An 18,638-nucleotide genomic window follows, 5' to 3' on the forward strand; every position below is an offset into this window, starting at 1 on the left:
GTATTGATAAACATGGCGGGTTAAAAACCTGCTATGTTTTTAATTTCTTCAATAATTTCATCGGCCAAGTTATCCGCAGCTTCCTGACTTTTTGCTTCGGTATATACCCTGATTATGGGTTCCGTATTGGATTTCCTTAAGTGTACCCAATTTTCGGCAAAATCAATCTTTACCCCATCAATAGTACTGACTTTTTCATTTGCATATTTTTGGTGCATTCCCTCCAATAAAGCATCCACATCCAATTCCGGAGTTAGTTGGATTTTCTTTTTACTCATAAAATAGCTAGGGTAGCCTGCCCGTAAATCCGAAACCGTACCTCCTCTTTCTGCCATTAACATCAGAAACAGTGCAGTGCCCACCAAAGCATCCCTACCATAATGGCTAGCTGGATAAATAATACCCCCGTTCCCTTCACCTCCAATAATGGCATTGTTTGCCTTCATTTTGGTAACCACATTCACCTCGCCGACGGCGGCCGCTTCGTAAGTACCACCATGTTTTTGGGTAATATCACTAAGTGCTCTGGAAGAGGATAAATTGGAAACGGTATTTCCTTTAGTCTTGCCCAAAACATAATCAGCACAAGCCACCAAGGTATATTCCTCACCTAACATTTCACCATCATTACTGATAAAGGCCAAGCGGTCCACATCGGGGTCCACAACAATTCCAAAATCAGCTTTTTCCTTGACCACCAACTCGCAAATATCCTGAAGGTGCTCTTTTAAAGGTTCTGGATTATGAGGGAAATGTCCCGTAGGCTCACAATATAATTTCACACTCTCCACTCCCAAAGCATCCAATAACTTTGGAATGGCGATACCACCAGAGGAATTCACCCCATCCACTACTACTTTAAATCCTGCTTTTTTGATGGTATCCGCATCTACTAGTTCTAAAGAGAGAACTTCATCCACATGAATATCCATATAGGAATCATTTGGGGTTATTGTACCCAAATCATCCACTTCTGAAAAAACAAAAGACTCGTTTTCAGCAATTTCCAGTATTTTTTTGCCTTGTTCCCCATCGAGGAACTCTCCACGTTCATTCAATAATTTTAGGGCATTCCATTGTTTGGGGTTGTGACTTGCGGTCAAAATAATACCTCCATCAGCTTTTTCAAGAGGTACCGCAATTTCTACCGTAGGTGTTGTGGACAGTCCCAGGTCGATTACATTAATACCTAAACCAATTATAGTGGATACTACCAAGTTTTGAATCATTTCGCCCGAAAGTCGTGCGTCTCTTCCAATAACAATCGTCAAATCTTCTTTGTTGGAATATTCTTTAAGCCATGTTCCATAAGCTGCGGCGAATTTGACGGCATCAATGGGTGTTAAGTTGTTACCCGGTTCTCCACCTATGGTTCCTCGAATTCCTGAGATAGATTTAATTAATGTCATTGGTTAATTTTTTTGCAAATATATAGGGATAGCCGAAATTCTATGTTTTGTCTTTGTAAATTCAACCCAAGAAAAGTTGAAATCATGAAAATCCCTTTTGCCTTACTATTTGCGATTCTTCTTTCAACAAACGCACATACCCAAGTGGAAGAGTTAGACCCCAATAAATCTTATGAAGATTTCAGCTTGGCATACCGTACACTGGACGCAGAGCATTTAACGCATACCTATACAGCAAACGCCGCACTGCTTAATTTATACGATACAAGGGACCCTAACTCGATACTGGGTGCCGAAAACATAAAAGAGTATTTTGCTGGTTTTTTCAAAAGATTCAAAGAAGGAAATCAATCCTTAACCCTTACATTTAAAATAATAGATAGGCAAAATAGGGACGGTGTCATCTATGATAATGGGTATTACAAATTGACCATATCCGCACCGGATACCTCCGACCGTGTTAGTCATGGAAAATTATCAACGGTATTAGTCCAAGATAGTGGTCGATGGAAATTCAAAATTGATTCAAATACCAATACAGCCCAGGAAGAATACGAAAACGCCAAAGCGGGCTCTATGCCTCAGCCCAAATAACATGAACTTTCTTGCCCATATTTATCTTTCATTTGATGACCCTGAAATTACTTTGGGCAACTTTTTTGCGGATCATATAAAGGGTAATAAATTCAAACATTACCCAGAGCAAATTCAGAAAGGGATTTTGTTACACCGAGAGATTGATACATTTACAGACTCCCACCCTATTCCCAAGCGGAGCAGTAAACGACTTCATAAAAACTACAGTCACTACAGTCGGGTAATCGTTGATATCTTCTATGATCATTTTTTAGCGGTTAACTGGGAGAATTATTCAACTACCCCTTTGGATATATTTGTAACCGACTTTTACGATTTACTCAAAGAAAACTTCGGAATTCTTCCATTAGGCACTCAACGAATGATGCCCTATATGATTGCCGATAATTGGTTATATAACTATGCTAATCTGGATGGCATATCCCAAGTTCTGAATGGAATGAACAGAAGAACGCAAAATCGTTCCAAAATGAATTTTGCTATTGTTGACTTGCAAGAAAATTACGAAGCCTTTGAACAAGAGTTCACGGAATTCTTTAAAGAATTAATTACCTTTTCCCGATTAAAACTAGACCAACTATGAGAAAAACGCTACTTCTTCTATTCATTCTTTCTTTTTGTTATCAATGTAAAAAACAACCTGCCTCGCCCACTGGCTTGGTAACCGAAAAAGCCATGGTGGTATCTGCCCGGGAGGAAGCCTCCAAAATTGGCTCAGAAATCATGCAAAAAGGAGGTAATGCCTTCGATGCCATGGTAGCTACTGAAATGGCTTTAGCAGTGGCGTATCCTTTCGCCGGAAACCTTGGAGGTGGCGGATTTATGGTATATCGTAAAGAAAATGGAGAAGTTGGTGGTTTGGATTACAGGGAAAAAGCTCCTCTATCCGCTCATAAAGACATGTATTTGGATTCCTTAGGAAATGTTATTCCGAATATGAGTACCGTCGGGGCTACGGCAGTGGGTGTTCCCGGAACGGTTGCGGGAGTTATGGAAGTGCACGATAAATACGGAACACTACCCCTAAAGGATATTTTACAACCAGTAATCGAGTTGGCAAAAAGAGGAGTGATAGTAACGGAAAAGCAAGAGAAACGTCTGGAGAGCTACAAAGAGCGTTTTATTGAAGTCAACGGGGATAGTACGAAATTTGCTTCTGGCTTTAAGGCCGGCGACACCATTAAGTATCCAGAACTTGCCGCGACCTTGCAAAGTATCTTGGAAAAAGGGAAAAATGGATTTTATAGAGGTGAAGTTGCGCGGAAATTATCCAGTTTCATTCAAGATAATGGAGGTTTCGTCACTGAAGAGGACCTTGCCCGTTACGAAGCCAAATGGCGGCAACCGATTATTTTTGATTACAAGGGTTTAAAGGTCATTTCCATGAGTCCACCTAGCAGTGGTGGGGTAACTATCAATCAAATTTTCAAAATGATGGAACCCTATAACGTATCAAGTTATGGCCATAATTCCTTAAAAACCATTCAACTTTTTACGGAAGCTTCTCGAAGAGCCTACGCGGACCGAAATTACTTTTTGGGAGACCCCGATTTTGTCGATATCCCCTTGGATGTCCTTTTGCGTGATTCGTACTTAGAGGAAAGAATGATAGATTTTTCGTTTGATAAGGCAACCTTGTCCTCCGAGGTTTCCCACGGCATGGTCCAAATAGTTGAAAGTACGGAAACCACGCATTATTCCATTGTGGATGCAGATGGAAATGCCATTTCGGCCACCACCACATTAAATGGAGGATATGGTTCCAAATTATACGCTGCCGAACTTGGTTTCTTTTTGAACAATGAGATGGACGACTTCAGTGCTAAACCCGGAGTGCCCAATATGTTTGGTTTGATTGGTGCCGAAGCCAATAGTATAGCTGCAGAGAAACGTATGCTGAGCAGTATGACTCCAACCATAGTGGAAAAAGATGGAGAATTATATATGGTTGTAGGTACCCCTGGAGGCTCCACCATAATCACTGCGGTGGCCCAAACGATTTTGAATGTTTATGAGTTTAATCTGAGCATGCAGGATGCTGTAAACGCTCCCCGCTTTCATCACCAATGGTTACCTGATATGGTAACTTTTGAGGAAGAAGGATTTTCAGTGGAATTGAAGTCACAACTGGAAGCCAAAGGCTACAACATCTTGGAAGGTAGAACCCCAATTATTGGAAAAGTAGATGCAATTCGGGTACTTCCAGATGGTAAGCTGGAAGGTGGAGCGGATAAAAGGGGTGATGATAAGGCGGTTGGATTCTAAGCGATTAGTATGAAATACGATGTTGTTCTTCTCACCGATTCACGCTACCTCACTCCCAAAGAGGACAATATATATGTTTCCAATGTCATTTGGGAGGACCAACTGGTGATGGACGCTCTTCAAAACGAAGGGCTTTCAGTTGTCCGGAAGTCTTGGGATGACCAAAAATTTGATTGGGGAACCTGTAGATTCGCTTTGTTCCGTGCAACTTGGGATTATTTTGACCGATTTAATGAATTCTTTGAGTGGTTTCAAAAGACCAAGGAAAAGACCCGGTTCATTAACAGTACAACTTTGATTCAATGGAATATTGATAAGCACTATCTGCAAAATCTAGAGGTCAAAGGAATTAACATCCCAGCTACGCTTTTCATTGAAAAAGCTTCGAATCTGACATTGAAAGAAGCGATTCAAAAAGCGAAGGACCAGCTTTCATTCAGTAAAGATGAACTTATTTTAAAGCCTTGTGTTGCTGGAGGCGCTAGACATACTTATAAATTCAAAATCAGCAAGGCCCAAGAATTGGAATCTACATTTCAGGAGTTAATTGCTGAGGAAGCTATGATGCTCCAGGAATTTCAGGTAAACATAGTGTCTGAAGGGGAAATGTCACTCATGCTTTTTGAAGGCAAATATTCCCATGCCGTCCTGAAAATTGCCAAACCAGGCGATTTTCGTGTCCAAGATGATTACGGGGGAAGTGTTCATAACTATGAGCCCTCAACTGAAGAAATTGAATTCGCCAAGAAAGTGGTCGAAGCCTGTCCAGAACTTCCCACCTATGCCCGGGTCGACATTTTTAAGGACAATCATGGCAAATGGGCCCTTGCGGAATTGGAAATTTTTGAACCCGAACTCTGGTTTAGGAATAGGCCTGATGCAGCTTCTGTTTTAGCACATATCATTAAATCAAAAGTGACCTATGAGGAAGTTTCTTAAGATTGCCGGCGCTCTTGTACTACTAGGAATCCTCACTCTTCTTATTATGGGTTGGGCTGCAAATGAAGCATTACCCGAAGGGAATTCAGGTCCAGAAGCGGACAAACTAGCCTATAAAATGCTTAACGCTCTGAACGTTGAAACCTACAAAAACACGCGTTTTTTGGAGTGGTCCTATCAAGGTGGAAAAAACCAATATGTATGGGATAAACACAATGGACTTGTTTCTGTAAAATGGGATGACGTTGCGGTTGATTTGAATTTGAACAAGACTGATGAAAGCCACGTTTTCAAAAATAGAGGCCCCGTTTCCACCGATAAAAAACAGAAATTGATTGATAAAGCTTTAAAGAACTTCAACAACGACTCGTTCTGGTTGGTAGCCCCGTATAAAGTGTTCGATCAAGGAACCCAGCGCGCTATTGTGGAGTTGGAGAATGGAACTGATGCTTTATTGGTCACCTATAAATCAGGAGGAACCACTCCTGGAGATAGCTACCTTTGGATTCTAAATGAAAATGGCTTTCCATCAGCATACAAAATGTGGGTAAGTATCATACCTATTGGAGGCTTGGAGGCATCTTGGGATGAGTGGATAGTTACTCAAAGTGGAGCTTTTCTACCCAAATCGCATACACTTGGACCTTTGACCCTAAGTATGGGTGATGTCAAGGGATACAGGTAAAGAGGTTATCCTTTCGCCTGGCTCATTTGTCTTTTTAGTTCATCCATGGATTGCTGCAATTGGCGTAAAAGTCCGGTTTCCGTTGTAGCATCCACGTTAAAGGTAAGTTTACTGCTTACCTCCCAAATTTCCTGAATCTGAAAGGGTTTTATATCGTAAGGTGGATAAGTTTCATTAAGAGAAACTAGCGTTATATTATTGGAGTTAGGACGTTTTTCAATTTTCTTTACCATTACAGAATCCTGAAGTACAACGACGTACATTTTATTAGTGCTCACATGGTCAATATGTTCAATGGCCCGAGCCAAAACCCACTCTCCAGGTTTTAAATTGGGCAACATACTGTCACCTTCTACTTGAAAACCTCTATACGTAGCATTTCGGAACTCTGGAATAGGCAAATCAAAAGCAGGAAGTTGTTGGTACCAACTCGTATCCTGAATATTTTGAGGATATCCCGCCGCGGCCTTTGCATTTACCAAAACCATATTGTCATTCTCAGAGTTGTCTACAGTAACCACCTTCGGAATCACACTGGTATGGGAAGTTTCCAAGTACTTTTCCTCACTTTCCCCAAATAACCATAAGGGATTTATTTTATACTGTTTGAGCAGTTCCGCCACCACCCTACCGGATAATTTTGTTCTTCCTCGCTCAATATCTGCTGTGGTGCTGGAAATTCCCAAAAGCTTCGCAAACTCTGCTTGGGTATGCCCTAAATCCCTTCGAATTTCTATAAATCGTTTTAATGTGATTTCATTTTCCATGGTAATCAAAGATAGTGAATTTGGATTATTTCCAAAATGTTTTTGGATTATTTCCATCTTTAGGAATATTTCCATAATTTTGGATAAATTACAAGAAGCTATGAATTTTGAAAGAATTCGGGAAAAATTGAACATTCTTGCTGACGCGGCAAAATACGACGTCTCCTGTGCAAGCAGCGGGAGTGATAGGAAAAATTCTAAAAATGGGCTAGGCAATGCTTCAAAAATGGGTATTTGCCATAGCTATGCTGAAGATGGTAGATGTGTTTCCCTGCTTAAAATCCTTTTGACCAACTACTGCATTTATGATTGCGCCTATTGTGTAACACGTAAAAGCAATGACGTCAAAAGAGCTGCCTTCAAAATCCAAGAAGTAGTGGATTTAACTATCAATTTCTATCGAAGAAATTACATAGAAGGTTTGTTCTTAAGTTCAGGGATTTTCAAAAACCCAGATTACACGATGGAGCGATTAATAGCCGTGGCCAAGAAGCTTCGGGAAGAAGAAAATTATAATGGATATATCCATCTCAAATCCATCCCAGGGGCTAGTGACGAACTCATGTACGAGGCGGGATTATATGCGGATAGATTATCGGTGAATATTGAAGTACCCACTGTTTCCGGGCTTAAACTGTTAGCGCCAGATAAAAAGCATGAAGACTTTACCAAACCCATGAAAAAGGTTAGAAACGAATTGCTGCGGTATAAAAGTGAAAAGAAAATTATAAGGAGCACTCCAAAATATGCGCCTGCTGGTCAAAGCACCCAAATGATAGTAGGTGCCACCAATGAAACGGACAAAGATGTGATGTACTCGGCAACCTATTATTATAGGCAGTTCAATATGAAACGGGTCTACTATTCTGGTTACGTGCCTGTGGCAAACGATTCCAGACTCCCTTCTCTGGGCTCGCAAGTACCCATGTTACGGGAAAATAGACTATATCAGACGGATTGGTTATTGCGCTTTTATGGTTTTGCCGTTAATGAGTTATTGAACGATGACCATCCCAATTTGGATATGGATGTAGACCCCAAGTTATCTTGGGCTTTACGCAATTTGCACCATTTCCCAGTGGACGTAAATAAAGCAGATAAAAGTCTTTTGGCGCGAGTGCCAGGCTTGGGCATGAAATCCGTAAGTAAAATTTTAAGGGCTAGACAGTTCCGGAAATTGAACTGGGAACATCTCAAAAAAATTGGGGTTGCCCTAAATCGTGCCCAATTTTTTATGATATGCGATTCCAAAAAATGGGAAAGAAGGGATTTGGATGCTGAGCGTATCAAAGGAATGATACTTCAAAATTCAAAAGGAAAATTTAGAAAGCAATATAGTAATCAATTGGCTTTATTCAATTGAGTTCAGATAAAACAGAAGGTAGCATGAAAAAAATTGGAGCAAAACAGAGGTACTTGGAACAAAAAAGGGAAGCTATACTGAGTTTGGGCTATGAGTATGTCAAATTCAGGAGTAACACCAAAAAGTCATTGACAAGATTAAAACATATCATAAAAAATAACGCCCGTCATTTTGAAGAGGCCTACGATTACTAAACTTTAGTAACCGGGATGAATTCTGAGTGACTTTAAAAAGATTAATATGGAACAGTCAACAACCTTAATTTACGATGGAAGTTTTAATGGTTTTCTAACTTCGGTATTTATGGCTTTTGAAGAAAAGTTGAACGTAACGAATATCCAAACCGCTTCACAAGGTCAAAATGGACTTTTTTCGGAGAATGAAACTGTTTTTACTCATATCGGAAAAGCCAAACGGGTCTGGAATGGGATTCGGAACAAAAGTCATTCTGCCATTTCCAACATCTACTTTGCCTACTTAAGTGAAGAAGAAGGTATCGAAATACTGTTGTTTCGATACATTCAAAAGTTAATGTCCACAAGAAACCAAAGGCACAATGATTTTTCGGATGAAACGGTATTACGGATTAGTCAGTTAGCACGCTCGGTCGGAAGGGAAAAACATCGAATGGAAGCTTTTGTGCGGTTTCAATTGACCCAAGATGGCATTTATTTTGCCAATATAGAACCTGATTTCAATGTGCTGCCTCTTATTTCCAAGCACTTCAGGAATCGATATGCTGACCAGCAATGGATTATATATGATGTTAAACGGAAATATGGTCTTTACTATGATTTGGAAGGTGTGGAATTGATTTCCCTCAACCTAAGTGAAATCCATTTTAATAAAATACGTCGAAGCGAGGCCTTTCTCGATGAAGAATATGATTATCAAACCCTTTGGAATGATTATTTTAAGAGTACCAACATCAAGTCCCGAATAAATAAAAAACTCCATACCCAACATATTCCAAAACGTTATTGGAAGTATCTTTCCGAAAAGAAGGAAACTGCCTAAAAGTAATAGGATATGGCATATAAACAACTTAAACTTTGGTTCGACGGTGATTTAGCTGAGTTATTGGCTAACAAATTTTCAGAAAATAATATTGAACTAGATAAAGTATCCTTTGTTCAAAACGTAACCGAAAAATCGGAACCCTTAGAACTTAAAGACCGTGTTGAGTGCATTGCAGACGAGTTAAAAAGTCATTTAAGTGGAGACATTGAAAAGGATGTTCACTACTTTATGCAAATTCTTGGTCCAGAAAATGAAAAGGAAACCGGAATGTTCAAGGAGTTTTATTGGATTATGCCTCTAGCTAAATATGTTGAAAAATACGGTTTGGAGCATTTTGACCTTTCCATGCAAGCGATTTATGAAATAACCAAACGCAATACTGGCGAATATACCATCCGCCCCTTTTTGGAACATCATCAAGACCAAACCTTAGCCACTCTACTAAATTGGTCCAAAGACCCAAACAAACATGTAAGACGATTGAGCAGCGAAGGGGTTCGTCCTAGATTACCCTGGGCCAATAAACTGGATGCTTTTATTGAAGACCCCACTCCCATCCTGCCCATTTTGGAAAATCTAAAAGACGACCCTAGCAAATATGTGCAAAAATCGGTTGCCAATTGTCTGAATGATATTCTTAAAGATAATCCGGAAGTTGGAAAAAATGTTTTGGAATCCTGGTCAAAAGATGCGGGCAAAGAACGGAAATGGATTATTAAGCATGCACTTAGAAGCTTAATCAAGAAAAAAGATATGTGGGCTATTAACTTAACTCAAGGATAACCTTTTTTCAATTTCAGTTTGATATTTTCCCTTCAAAAGAATGAAAACTATAAAGCTTATTTTTCTTTTTACTATCGTATTCTTATGTTTTAACTGCCAATCCAATAGCGAAGAAGACCCTTGTCTGCTGCAGCCCTTTGGTGATGCTGATTGTGATGGCATTCCAGATACGGAGGACAACTGTCCACTTCAAGCAAATGCCGACCAAATGGATTCCGACAATGATGGATGCGGGGATGCATGCAGCTGTGATTAAGCTCCATTTCAACCCGACATTATCCTGATAATCATTTCACTAAAGAATCTTATCTTTCTTCTGTTTTATGAAAACTCGAAGAATCATTGCCATTGTATTCCTTCTGATTGCCGTATCTCTGGGAATATATTTTCATTCTAAAATCGAATTTCCCACTGATGTCCGGGACTATTTTAGAATTGGCACCTATAATCAGTTTGGCCCATTGGCCATTAGTATTGAGCTTTTAGTAGCCGGGTATTATCTCTTCGTTAGACACAACAAGGCCAATTTTGCATTGGCATTATTCGCTTTTACTGCCTTGCTTGACCCTTTTTTCAACCTCACCGGAATCTTCACAAGCTTGGTCCCCGCCTACGCAACAATCCTTTTTGTTGTCTGTGCTATAGTCTCTATTTGGATTGCTTTTTCAAATGCATTTGGAACAGGTAGGATAAGCTTCCTCAATGCCTTTGGAAGTTTTATTTTAGGTGCAGTTATCGAGTTGTTTTTTAACTATCTGTAGATTAGAATTACTTCGAACGTTCTCCAACCATCTGATCGCTTTTGTTCTTGAACAACACATTAAAAGAGGTCAAGCTCCCATAGACACGGGTGATATATTGCTGCAAGTCGACTTTTTCCTGATCATCTAGATTCTTGCTACTGTTTATTTTTTGCTCCATAACTCGAATTCGGTCCCGTACCATAACAATTTTATGAAAAAAAGTGTCGATGGGCATTTCCTTGGAAGCCAAATCGCCTCCCGGTTCCAAAATTAACTTACCACCTTTCCATTTGTCTGCCAGAGCTACTTTTTCATGGGTGTCACTCCACTTTTCCAATATTTTGACCAAAGAACGTTCCACATCAAAGAAGCTTACGGCATCTACCTCATCCTCTACCCCCTCTATAACCGTGAACTCTGAGTCTAAATCAATGGTTTCCAATCCATTCTCTAAAAAAGTAACCCAATAATGCCTAGATGAAACGTTGGTTACAACACCTTTTCCATACTCAGGATGCTCAATTCGAGAACCAATACCTAATAATTTCATACGTAATTGTGAGAATTGGTGCTTCCCATTTTTCTAATGGCCAAAGCACATTTTTACTGAACCAAATGTAATTTACTCCTTAGAAAAAGCCAACAGCGTTGCATAAAAATCTTGATAAATGGCTTTGGCATTTATTTCATTATAAAACTGGATGTCACGGTTTCCACTATCCCGGGAAGTTCTGATAGTGACTATTTTGGCAAAATCCGGGTTGATAAACGCACTTATTAAAGCTAGGTCCCAGAGCACTCTAGACTTGCGCGAGCCATCTAGGTGGGTATCCCATCTTTCGAGTAAAAATTTACCTAAATCCAAATCTGCAATGTTATTTTCAAGGTCATCATAGGCAATTTCCATGGCTGAAGCAACATTTACTGGCAAAATCACTAGCTCCACCTCAGATTCCAACAACAAATCCAAAGCAAAGGGGTCCATCAACGGATTAAAATCGTTGCGTTTTAATATTCCTTTTTCAAAATCCATAGTAGTCCCCAACCAGTATACCTTTAATTTGTTTGCGATCTCTGGCTTGATGAAAATCGCGGATGCGACATTGGTCAAAGCACCTAAAACCAAAATATTCAACTGATTGGTTCCTTCGGCTTGGGAAATAATTTCATAAGCAGCGGCTGAATGCTGTGCTCTATCCCCCCAATCGTACATTCGTGCTGTTGCGCCTCGTAAGGTTTTAATATCCGAACCCATCTCTCCCAACAATTGCTGATTCAAACGATGACTGTTTTCCATGGTGTTGGGTATTGCCCACAAACTGGTCTGCCAATGCGCAGCGGTCAAAGCCGTAATTTCAACGGATGATTCCGCTATAATTCGAACCAAAGCAAACAAGTCATCCACTTCATTTCCTGTATCTGCATCGACAATTACCATTGTTTTTTGTTGGGCATTCGCTATCTGACCAAAGGACAAAAAGCAAGTAAAGAACAAGCCTACTATAAGTTTGTTAAATTTCAACATCTATTTTCAAAAAAGTTACTTTAATCCGTGGTATAATTTACAAAAAGGAAACAGAAGTCAGCTTCCTTTTTAACTGCCAAATCCCTATTTTTGAAGCTTTGCTATGATTCAATACGAAGAACATATTGAGGTAAAGGGAGCAAGGGTTCACAACCTGAAAAATATAGATGTTACCATCCCAAGAGAAAAATTGGTAGTGATAACTGGTCTTTCGGGAAGTGGCAAATCCTCTCTTGCTTTTGATACCATTTATGCTGAGGGGCAAAGACGTTATATTGAGACCTTTTCAGCATATGCTCGCCAATTTTTAGGTGGACTGGAGCGTCCGGATGTTGATAAGATTGATGGCCTCTCTCCTGTGATTGCCATCGAACAAAAAACCACCTCAAAATCTCCACGGTCGACTGTAGGTACCATTACAGAAGTTTACGATTTCTTGAGACTTCTCTTTGCAAGAGCCGGAGATGCCTACAGTTATAATGCAGGAGAAAAAATGGTGAGTTATAGTGATGAACAAATCAAAGATTTGATTATTGAATCCTATAAAGATAAAAGAATCAATGTTCTAGCTCCTGTCGTAAAATCCAGAAAAGGTCACTATCGCGAACTATTTGAGCAAATCGCCAAGCAAGGATTTGTAAAGGTTCGGGTGGATGGCGAGGTTTTGGACATTGTAAAGGGCATGAAAGTGGACCGCTACAAAACCCATGATATTGAAATTGTAATCGACCGATTGAAAGTTGGGGATAGCGAAGATTTTCATAAACGCCTCTCGGAAACCATCAACACCGCTATGTACAGTGGAAATAATGTCTTGATGGTCTTGGAAGAAGGAGAAACCGTTCCGAGATACTTTAGTCGTGATTTGATGTGTCCGTCTACCGGTATCTCCTACCCTACTCCTGAACCGAATACGTTCTCCTTTAACTCTCCGAAAGGAATGTGTCCTACCTGTAACGGATTGGGACATATTTATCAGGTCAATGAGCAAAAAATATTTCCGAACAAAAAGCTCTCGATTAAAGCAGGGGGAATTGCACCTTTAGGTGAATACAAAAAGTCCTGGGCTTTTAAGCAATTGGAAACCATTGCCCAGCGCTACAATTTCGATTTGGGCGACCCCATTGAAAAAATTCCCGAGGAGGCCATGGACGTTATCCTAAATGGGGGTAAAGATAGTTTTGAGGTAGATTCAAAGACCCTTGGGGTCAAACGTCAATACAAAATTGATTACGAAGGGATTTCCACCTTCATCAAAACCCAATATGAGGAAGCGAATTCTACTTCAATCAAGAGATGGGCTAAGGACTACATGGACAAAGTGCCATGTCCCAGTTGTGAGGGAGCCCGATTGCGCAAAGAATCCCTGTATTTCAAAATTGGTGGAAAAAACATTGCCGAACTGGCTCAAATGGATATTGCTGAGCTAGCAAATTTCTTTGAACAACTTGATAACTCCTTGGAAGGAAACCAAAAGAAAATTGCTGAGGAAATCCTAAAAGAAATAAAAACCAGAATCCAGTTTTTGTTGGATGTCGGTTTGGATTACTTATCACTAAACCGAAGTTCCAAATCCCTCTCAGGAGGTGAGGCCCAACGTATACGCTTGGCTACCCAGATAGGTTCCCAGTTGGTTGGCGTACTTTATATTTTGGATGAACCCAGCATTGGTTTGCATCAAAGGGATAACGAACGTTTAATACGTTCTTTGGAGTCCCTACGTGATATTGGCAACTCGGTCATCGTAGTTGAACATGACCGGGATATGATAGAACATGCGGACCATGTTATTGATATTGGTCCAAAAGCCGGCAAACATGGTGGTGAAATCATTTCAGAAGGTAAACCCGATGATTTAAGAAGACACAATACACTAACCGCCCAATACATTTCAGGAGAACTGGAAATACCAGTACCTGTCAATCGCAGAAAAGGGAATGGAAAAAAAATTGTTCTTTCAGGTTGTACCGGAAACAACCTAAAAAATATAACGGCCGAGTTTCCGTTGGGGCGCCTTATTGGGGTTACCGGGGTTTCAGGAAGTGGCAAATCCACTTTAATCAACGAGACGCTCTACCCTATTATGAATGCACATTATTTCAATGGGGTAAAAAAGCCAATGCCCTACAAGAAAATAACAGGGCTTGAGCATATCGACAAGGTTATAGACATTAATCAATCTCCTATTGGAAGAACGCCACGTTCCAATCCGGCGACTTACACAGGTGTTTTTAGCGAAATTCGTTCCTTGTTTTCCAAAACTACCGAAGCGACCATACGAGGGTATAAACCTGGAAGGTTTAGCTTTAACGTGGCCGGAGGCCGATGCGAAACTTGTCAAGGCGGGGGGCTCAAGGTGATTGAAATGAATTTCTTGCCAGATGTATATGTTGAGTGCGAAACCTGTAACGGAAAACGTTTCAATAGGGAAACCTTGGAAATCCGGTATAAAGGGAAATCCATTGCTGATGTATTGGAGATGACCATCAATGAAGCGGTCGATTTTTTTGAGAATATCCCCAAAATTCACAGGAAGCTCAAAACAATAAAAGACGTCGGTTTAGGTTATATATCATTGGGGCAGCAATCCACAACTCTTTCCGGTGGAGAAGCACAAAGGGTGAAGTTAGCTACGGAGCTCTCGAAACGTGATACCGGAAACACGTTTTATATCCTCGACGAGCCTACAACGGGACTGCATTTTGAAGATATTAGGGTACTGATGGAAGTACTAAATCAACTCGTGGACAAGGGGAACACGGTTTTGATTATTGAACACAATATGGATGTCATCAAGATGGTGGACCATATCATTGATATTGGTTATGAAGGTGGCCGCGGCGGGGGAATGATAGTATCCAAAGGAACCCCTGAAGAGGTAGCCAAGGATAAAAAGAGTTATACGGCCAAGTTCTTGAAGAAAGAACTGGAAAATACAAAACAGAAAATAGCCAAAGCCGTTTAAATACGAATTATGCAAATGAGAAAGGAACAACATACCAAAGGCTGGAATGAAATAAAGACCAACGACTCATGGGCACTTTTCAAAATCATGGGTGAGTTTGTCACAGGATTTGAAAAAATGAGTGCCATAGGGCCATGTGTCTCCATATTTGGCTCGGCAAGAACCAAACCCGGTGATATGTATTATGAACTGGCCGTTTCGGTTGCCCAAAAAGTAGCCGAGGCAGGTTATGGAATAATTACTGGTGGCGGCCCGGGAATTATGGAAGCTGGAAATAAAGGAGCCAATCTTGCGGGAGGTACATCGGTTGGCCTGAATATTGACCTTCCCTTTGAACAGCATGATAATCCGTTTATTGATAGCGATAAAAGTCTTGACTTTGACTATTTCTTCGTACGCAAAGTTATGTTTGTCAAGTACTCTCAAGGTTTCGTGGTAATGCCTGGAGGATTTGGAACCTTGGATGAGCTATTCGAATCCATTACCCTTATTCAAACCAACAAGATTCATAAGTTTCCTATTGTTCTCGTGGGTTCCAGCTTTTGGGGAGGCTTATTGGATTGGGTAAAAAACACGATGCTCGAAGAAGGCAATATTAGCCCGGGTGACCTTGATTTAATTAAATTGGTAGATTCTGCTGAAGAAGTTGTCGAGGTCATAGATGAATTTTACAAAGGACATACCCTAAGTCCTAATTTTTAATTTCCCCTTCGAATTGCTCTGGAAAAAAAAGCCATATGTAGTATGCTATATCCTACTGATATTCTTGTGGGCATGCCCACTTATGGGTCAACATATCAATGATATCCAAGCAGAACTTGATGCAAGCACTAACATAATAAAAGTCAAACAAAGTTTTACCTATGTCAATGAATCGGACAAAGGGTTGAACGTTCTGTACTTTAACGATTGGAATCATTCGTATTCCAGTAAAAAAACTGCCTTGGCCAAAAGATTTGGCGATGAGTTCAAAAGAAGTCTGCACCTTGCTAAGGACAAGAATCGAGGATTTACGCGAATCACAAGTATTGTAGATGACACCTATTCCGGATTGAATTGGGAGCGCACCAGTAACATTGATATTCTCAAAATCGACCTCAATGAAACCTTGGAACCGGGTGATTCGATAAGCATATTTTTTACTTATGATATTGACCTTCCCAACGGACGATTCACTGGATATGGTCATGGTTACAGAGGAGGATTCTACCTCACGGACTGGTATTTAAGTCCAGCGGTTTTTGATGGGAAATGGCACCTGTATCCAAACAAGGATTTAAAAGACCTGCAAACTGATGTTGCCAACACCAAAATAAGACTTACCTATCCAAAGGGCATGTACCTAGCCACTAATTACAATGTGGATTCAGACACCAATTTTTCCATTGGAAAACAGGCGGTTTTAAGTGGGGTCAATCGGAAGAACTGTGAAGTTATACTTACTCCTGAAAAATCCTTCACAAAACATGTCACTCGCTTTTTTACCGTAACCACGGATATTGAGACCTCCAAGTACGATGATATCTCACAGGGCATTTCAATTCTCAAGGTGGCCCAGTTCATTGAAGAAAATCTAGGAGATTATCCTCATAAAAATCTACTGGTAAGTGAGTTGGATTATGATAGAAATCCATTATATGGAATAAATCAGTTACCTAGTTTTATAAGACCTTACCGAGAACAATTCCAGTTCGAGATGAAATTTCTCAAAACGGCATTGAACAGTATGGTAAAGGAAACCCTGTTTTTGGATGAAAGAAAGGAAAGATGGGTCAATGATGGTATCGTAAATTACCTTTTGATTAAATATGTGGACGAGTATTATCCCAACCAGAAATTTACAGGGAAATTATCCCGTTTATGGGGTTTCCGCTCCTATAATTTGGCCAAATTGGATTTTAATGACCAATACTATTTACTACAAATTTTATCCGTGAGGCGAAATGATCATCAATCCCTATCCACACCCAATGACTCCTTAATAAAATTTAACCAGAAAATCACAAATAGATACAAAGCTGGTCTGGGAATGGCCTTTTTGGCCGAATACATTGGATATGATGTGGTTGACACTACCATATCCGATTTTTTTACAAACTTCAAGTTAAAGCCTCGTGTTTATGCCAAAGATTTTGAAAATCTTTTAAAAGAAAAGTCCCCTAAAGAGATTGACTGGTTTTTTGATGAATACGTTACTTCAAGAAACAATATAGATTTCAAAATCAAAGAGGTGTCAAAGACGGAGGATTCGGTCACTTTTACCATAAAAAATAAGAGTGGAACCAATGTTCCAATTTCTCTGTTTGGATTAAAAAAAGACTCGGTGGTCTCAAAATATTGGTTTTCTGACATTGACACTTCCAGGACCTTCACCATACCCAGAAATGGAGAAAACCGACTTGTTTTGAACTACGACAAAAAAATCCCCGAAGAGAACCAAAGGGATAACTGGAAAAGTTTGAACGGTTTTTTTTCCAGCAATAAGAAACTACAGTTTCGGTTTCTAAAGGATGTGGAAAACCCCTATTATAACCAGCTATTTTATTTTCCTGAATTCAAATTCAACGTAAATGATGGTTTTAGATTTGGTATTACCCTGGACAATAAAACATTTCCCAACAGAAACTTCATTTTTAGTTTAAAACCACAATACTCAAGTCGGGAACAAGCTCTGGTAGGTACGGCATCAGTGATTAAACGGCAATTTTTCAACGAAGGAAAACTGAATTCCATCAGTTATGCCTTGGGGGTAGGAAGTTCATTTTTTGATGTAGGGTCAAGATTTACCACCATTACCCCTTCTACCACTTTTGTATGGAGACCAAGTGATTTTATTTCTAACAGAAGACAGTTCTTACTGCTACGACTTAGAAGCGTATTCCGAAACATCGATCCAAGCTTGGTAGATCAAATTGACACCGAACCGGATTTTTCCGTAATCAACGCCAGATTTGGCGATGTCGATAATAATATCCTGAGGTTTAAATCCTGGGTGATTGATGCCCAACTGGCCAATGACTTTTCAAAAGTTTCCGTGGAATGGGACTATCGAAAGCTTTTTGACAACAACAGACAGCTGAACCTAAGGGTTTTCGGTGGAAAATTCATTACAAACAACACCGATTCGGATTTTTTCAGCTTTGCATTAGATCGTCCGACAGACTATCTTTTTGATTTAAACTATTTGAATCGTTCCCAAAATGCAACGGGATTGACCAGCCAGCAGTTTATATTGGCTGAAGGTGGATTTAAATCCATATTCGACGAACGTTTTGGAAACGATTGGATACTAACAGGAAACCTGAGTTTTAACATTTGGCAATGGATTGAGGTTTATGGAGATATAGGAGCCATAAAAAACCGTGGCGAAGATGCTCGATTTTTATATGACTCAGGTATACGTCTTAATCTTGTTACTGATTTCTTTGAATTATATTTTCCTGTATACTCCAGCAACGGATATGAAATTGCACAACCAAATTACGCAGAAAGAATCCGTTTTGTAGTCACCTTAAGTCCCAGAACCCTAATCGGACTCTTCACAAGAAAGTGGTTTTGATTTTTGAAAAATCGTTAA

General features: G+C 39.9%; 18 protein-coding genes. 14 read left to right on the forward strand and 4 right to left on the reverse strand.

Annotated features, from left to right (window positions below; all coding sequences use genetic code 11):
• Positions 1-20: 20 nt before the first annotated feature.
• Entirely contained in the window at positions 21-1,409 is a 1,389-nt protein-coding gene (gene glmM, locus ACSLUF_RS09205) for a phosphoglucosamine mutase (RefSeq protein WP_435622487.1), read from the reverse strand.
• Positions 1,410-1,493: 84 nt separating this feature from the next.
• Here glmM and ACSLUF_RS09210 point away from each other — a divergent pair, with 84 nt between their 5' ends.
• Genes ACSLUF_RS09210 through ACSLUF_RS09230 form a run of 5 tightly spaced genes read left to right on the forward strand, consistent with a single transcriptional unit; the run spans position 1,494 to position 5,895 of the window.
• Entirely contained in the window at positions 1,494-2,003 is a 510-nt protein-coding gene (locus tag ACSLUF_RS09210) for a hypothetical protein (RefSeq protein ID WP_435622488.1), read from the forward strand.
• 1 nt (position 2,004) lies between these two features.
• Entirely contained in the window at positions 2,005-2,589 is a 585-nt protein-coding gene (locus tag ACSLUF_RS09215; protein ID WP_435622489.1) for an ACP phosphodiesterase, read from the forward strand.
• The gene (ggt, locus tag ACSLUF_RS09220) at positions 2,586-4,271 is read left to right on the forward strand and encodes a gamma-glutamyltransferase (RefSeq protein WP_435622490.1); all 1,686 of its coding nucleotides are present in this window, start codon (positions 2,586-2,588) and stop codon (positions 4,269-4,271) included. The genes ACSLUF_RS09215 and ggt overlap by 4 nt, the downstream gene beginning before the upstream one ends.
• A gap of 9 nt (positions 4,272-4,280) precedes the next feature.
• The gene (locus ACSLUF_RS09225) at positions 4,281-5,210 is read left to right on the forward strand and encodes an ATP-grasp domain-containing protein (RefSeq protein WP_435622491.1); all 930 of its coding nucleotides are present in this window, start codon (positions 4,281-4,283) and stop codon (positions 5,208-5,210) included.
• Positions 5,194-5,895, forward strand: coding sequence for a hypothetical protein (locus tag ACSLUF_RS09230; protein ID WP_435622492.1), 702 nt, complete (start codon positions 5,194-5,196; stop codon positions 5,893-5,895). The genes ACSLUF_RS09225 and ACSLUF_RS09230 overlap by 17 nt, the downstream gene beginning before the upstream one ends.
• 5 nt (positions 5,896-5,900) lie before the next feature.
• Here ACSLUF_RS09230 and ACSLUF_RS09235 read toward each other — a convergent pair whose 3' ends face one another.
• Entirely contained in the window at positions 5,901-6,662 is a 762-nt protein-coding gene (locus ACSLUF_RS09235; RefSeq protein ID WP_435625829.1) for an XRE family transcriptional regulator, read from the reverse strand.
• A 100-nt stretch (positions 6,663-6,762) separates the two neighbouring features.
• Here ACSLUF_RS09235 and ACSLUF_RS09240 point away from each other — a divergent pair, with 100 nt between their 5' ends.
• The 6 genes from ACSLUF_RS09240 to ACSLUF_RS09265 all read left to right on the forward strand — a co-directional run bounded on the left by ACSLUF_RS09240 (position 6,763) and on the right by ACSLUF_RS09265 (position 10,589).
• A complete protein-coding gene (locus tag ACSLUF_RS09240) occupies positions 6,763-8,025 on the forward strand; it encodes a putative DNA modification/repair radical SAM protein (protein ID WP_435622493.1) in 1,263 nt (420 codons plus the stop codon).
• A gap of 23 nt (positions 8,026-8,048) precedes the next feature.
• On the forward strand, positions 8,049-8,219 hold the full coding sequence (locus ACSLUF_RS09245) for a hypothetical protein (protein WP_435622494.1): 171 nt from the start codon (positions 8,049-8,051) through the stop codon (positions 8,217-8,219).
• A gap of 46 nt (positions 8,220-8,265) precedes the next feature.
• Entirely contained in the window at positions 8,266-9,042 is a 777-nt protein-coding gene (locus tag ACSLUF_RS09250; protein WP_435622495.1) for a TIGR03915 family putative DNA repair protein, read from the forward strand.
• 12 nt (positions 9,043-9,054) lie between these two features.
• On the forward strand, positions 9,055-9,828 hold the full coding sequence (locus ACSLUF_RS09255; protein WP_435622496.1) for a DNA alkylation repair protein: 774 nt from the start codon (positions 9,055-9,057) through the stop codon (positions 9,826-9,828).
• Positions 9,829-9,868: 40 nt separating this feature from the next.
• Positions 9,869-10,084, forward strand: coding sequence for a thrombospondin type 3 repeat-containing protein (locus ACSLUF_RS09260; RefSeq protein WP_435622497.1), 216 nt, complete (start codon positions 9,869-9,871; stop codon positions 10,082-10,084).
• 67 nt (positions 10,085-10,151) lie between these two features.
• Entirely contained in the window at positions 10,152-10,589 is a 438-nt protein-coding gene (locus ACSLUF_RS09265; RefSeq protein WP_435622498.1) for a hypothetical protein, read from the forward strand.
• Between the two features lie 7 nt (positions 10,590-10,596).
• Here the strand turns inward: ACSLUF_RS09265 and ACSLUF_RS09270 are convergent, their stop codons facing one another.
• Both ACSLUF_RS09270 and ACSLUF_RS09275 read right to left on the reverse strand, forming a co-directional pair.
• Entirely contained in the window at positions 10,597-11,121 is a 525-nt protein-coding gene (locus ACSLUF_RS09270; RefSeq protein WP_435622499.1) for a hypothetical protein, read from the reverse strand.
• Between the two features lie 72 nt (positions 11,122-11,193).
• Positions 11,194-12,096 carry a nucleoside hydrolase gene (locus tag ACSLUF_RS09275; RefSeq protein ID WP_435622500.1) on the reverse strand — a complete coding sequence of 301 codons (903 nt, stop codon included), beginning with the start codon at positions 12,094-12,096 and terminating at the stop codon, positions 11,194-11,196.
• Positions 12,097-12,199: 103 nt separating this feature from the next.
• On the opposite strand from ACSLUF_RS09275, the gene uvrA reads away from it, so the two are divergent.
• The 3 genes from uvrA to ACSLUF_RS09290 all read left to right on the forward strand — a co-directional run bounded on the left by uvrA (position 12,200) and on the right by ACSLUF_RS09290 (position 18,620).
• Positions 12,200-15,061 carry an excinuclease ABC subunit UvrA gene (gene uvrA / locus ACSLUF_RS09280; protein WP_435622501.1) on the forward strand — a complete coding sequence of 954 codons (2,862 nt, stop codon included), beginning with the start codon at positions 12,200-12,202 and terminating at the stop codon, positions 15,059-15,061.
• A gap of 15 nt (positions 15,062-15,076) precedes the next feature.
• Entirely contained in the window at positions 15,077-15,763 is a 687-nt protein-coding gene (locus ACSLUF_RS09285) for a TIGR00730 family Rossman fold protein (RefSeq protein WP_435622502.1), read from the forward strand.
• Between the two features lie 82 nt (positions 15,764-15,845).
• Complete coding sequence (locus ACSLUF_RS09290) at positions 15,846-18,620, forward strand: metalloprotease (RefSeq protein WP_435622503.1); 2,775 nt, start codon at positions 15,846-15,848, stop codon at positions 18,618-18,620.
• Positions 18,621-18,638 lie beyond the last annotated feature (18 nt).

This window comes from Flagellimonas sp., from assembly GCF_965601775.1.
Taxonomy (GTDB): Bacteria; Bacteroidota; Bacteroidia; order Flavobacteriales; family Flavobacteriaceae; genus Flagellimonas.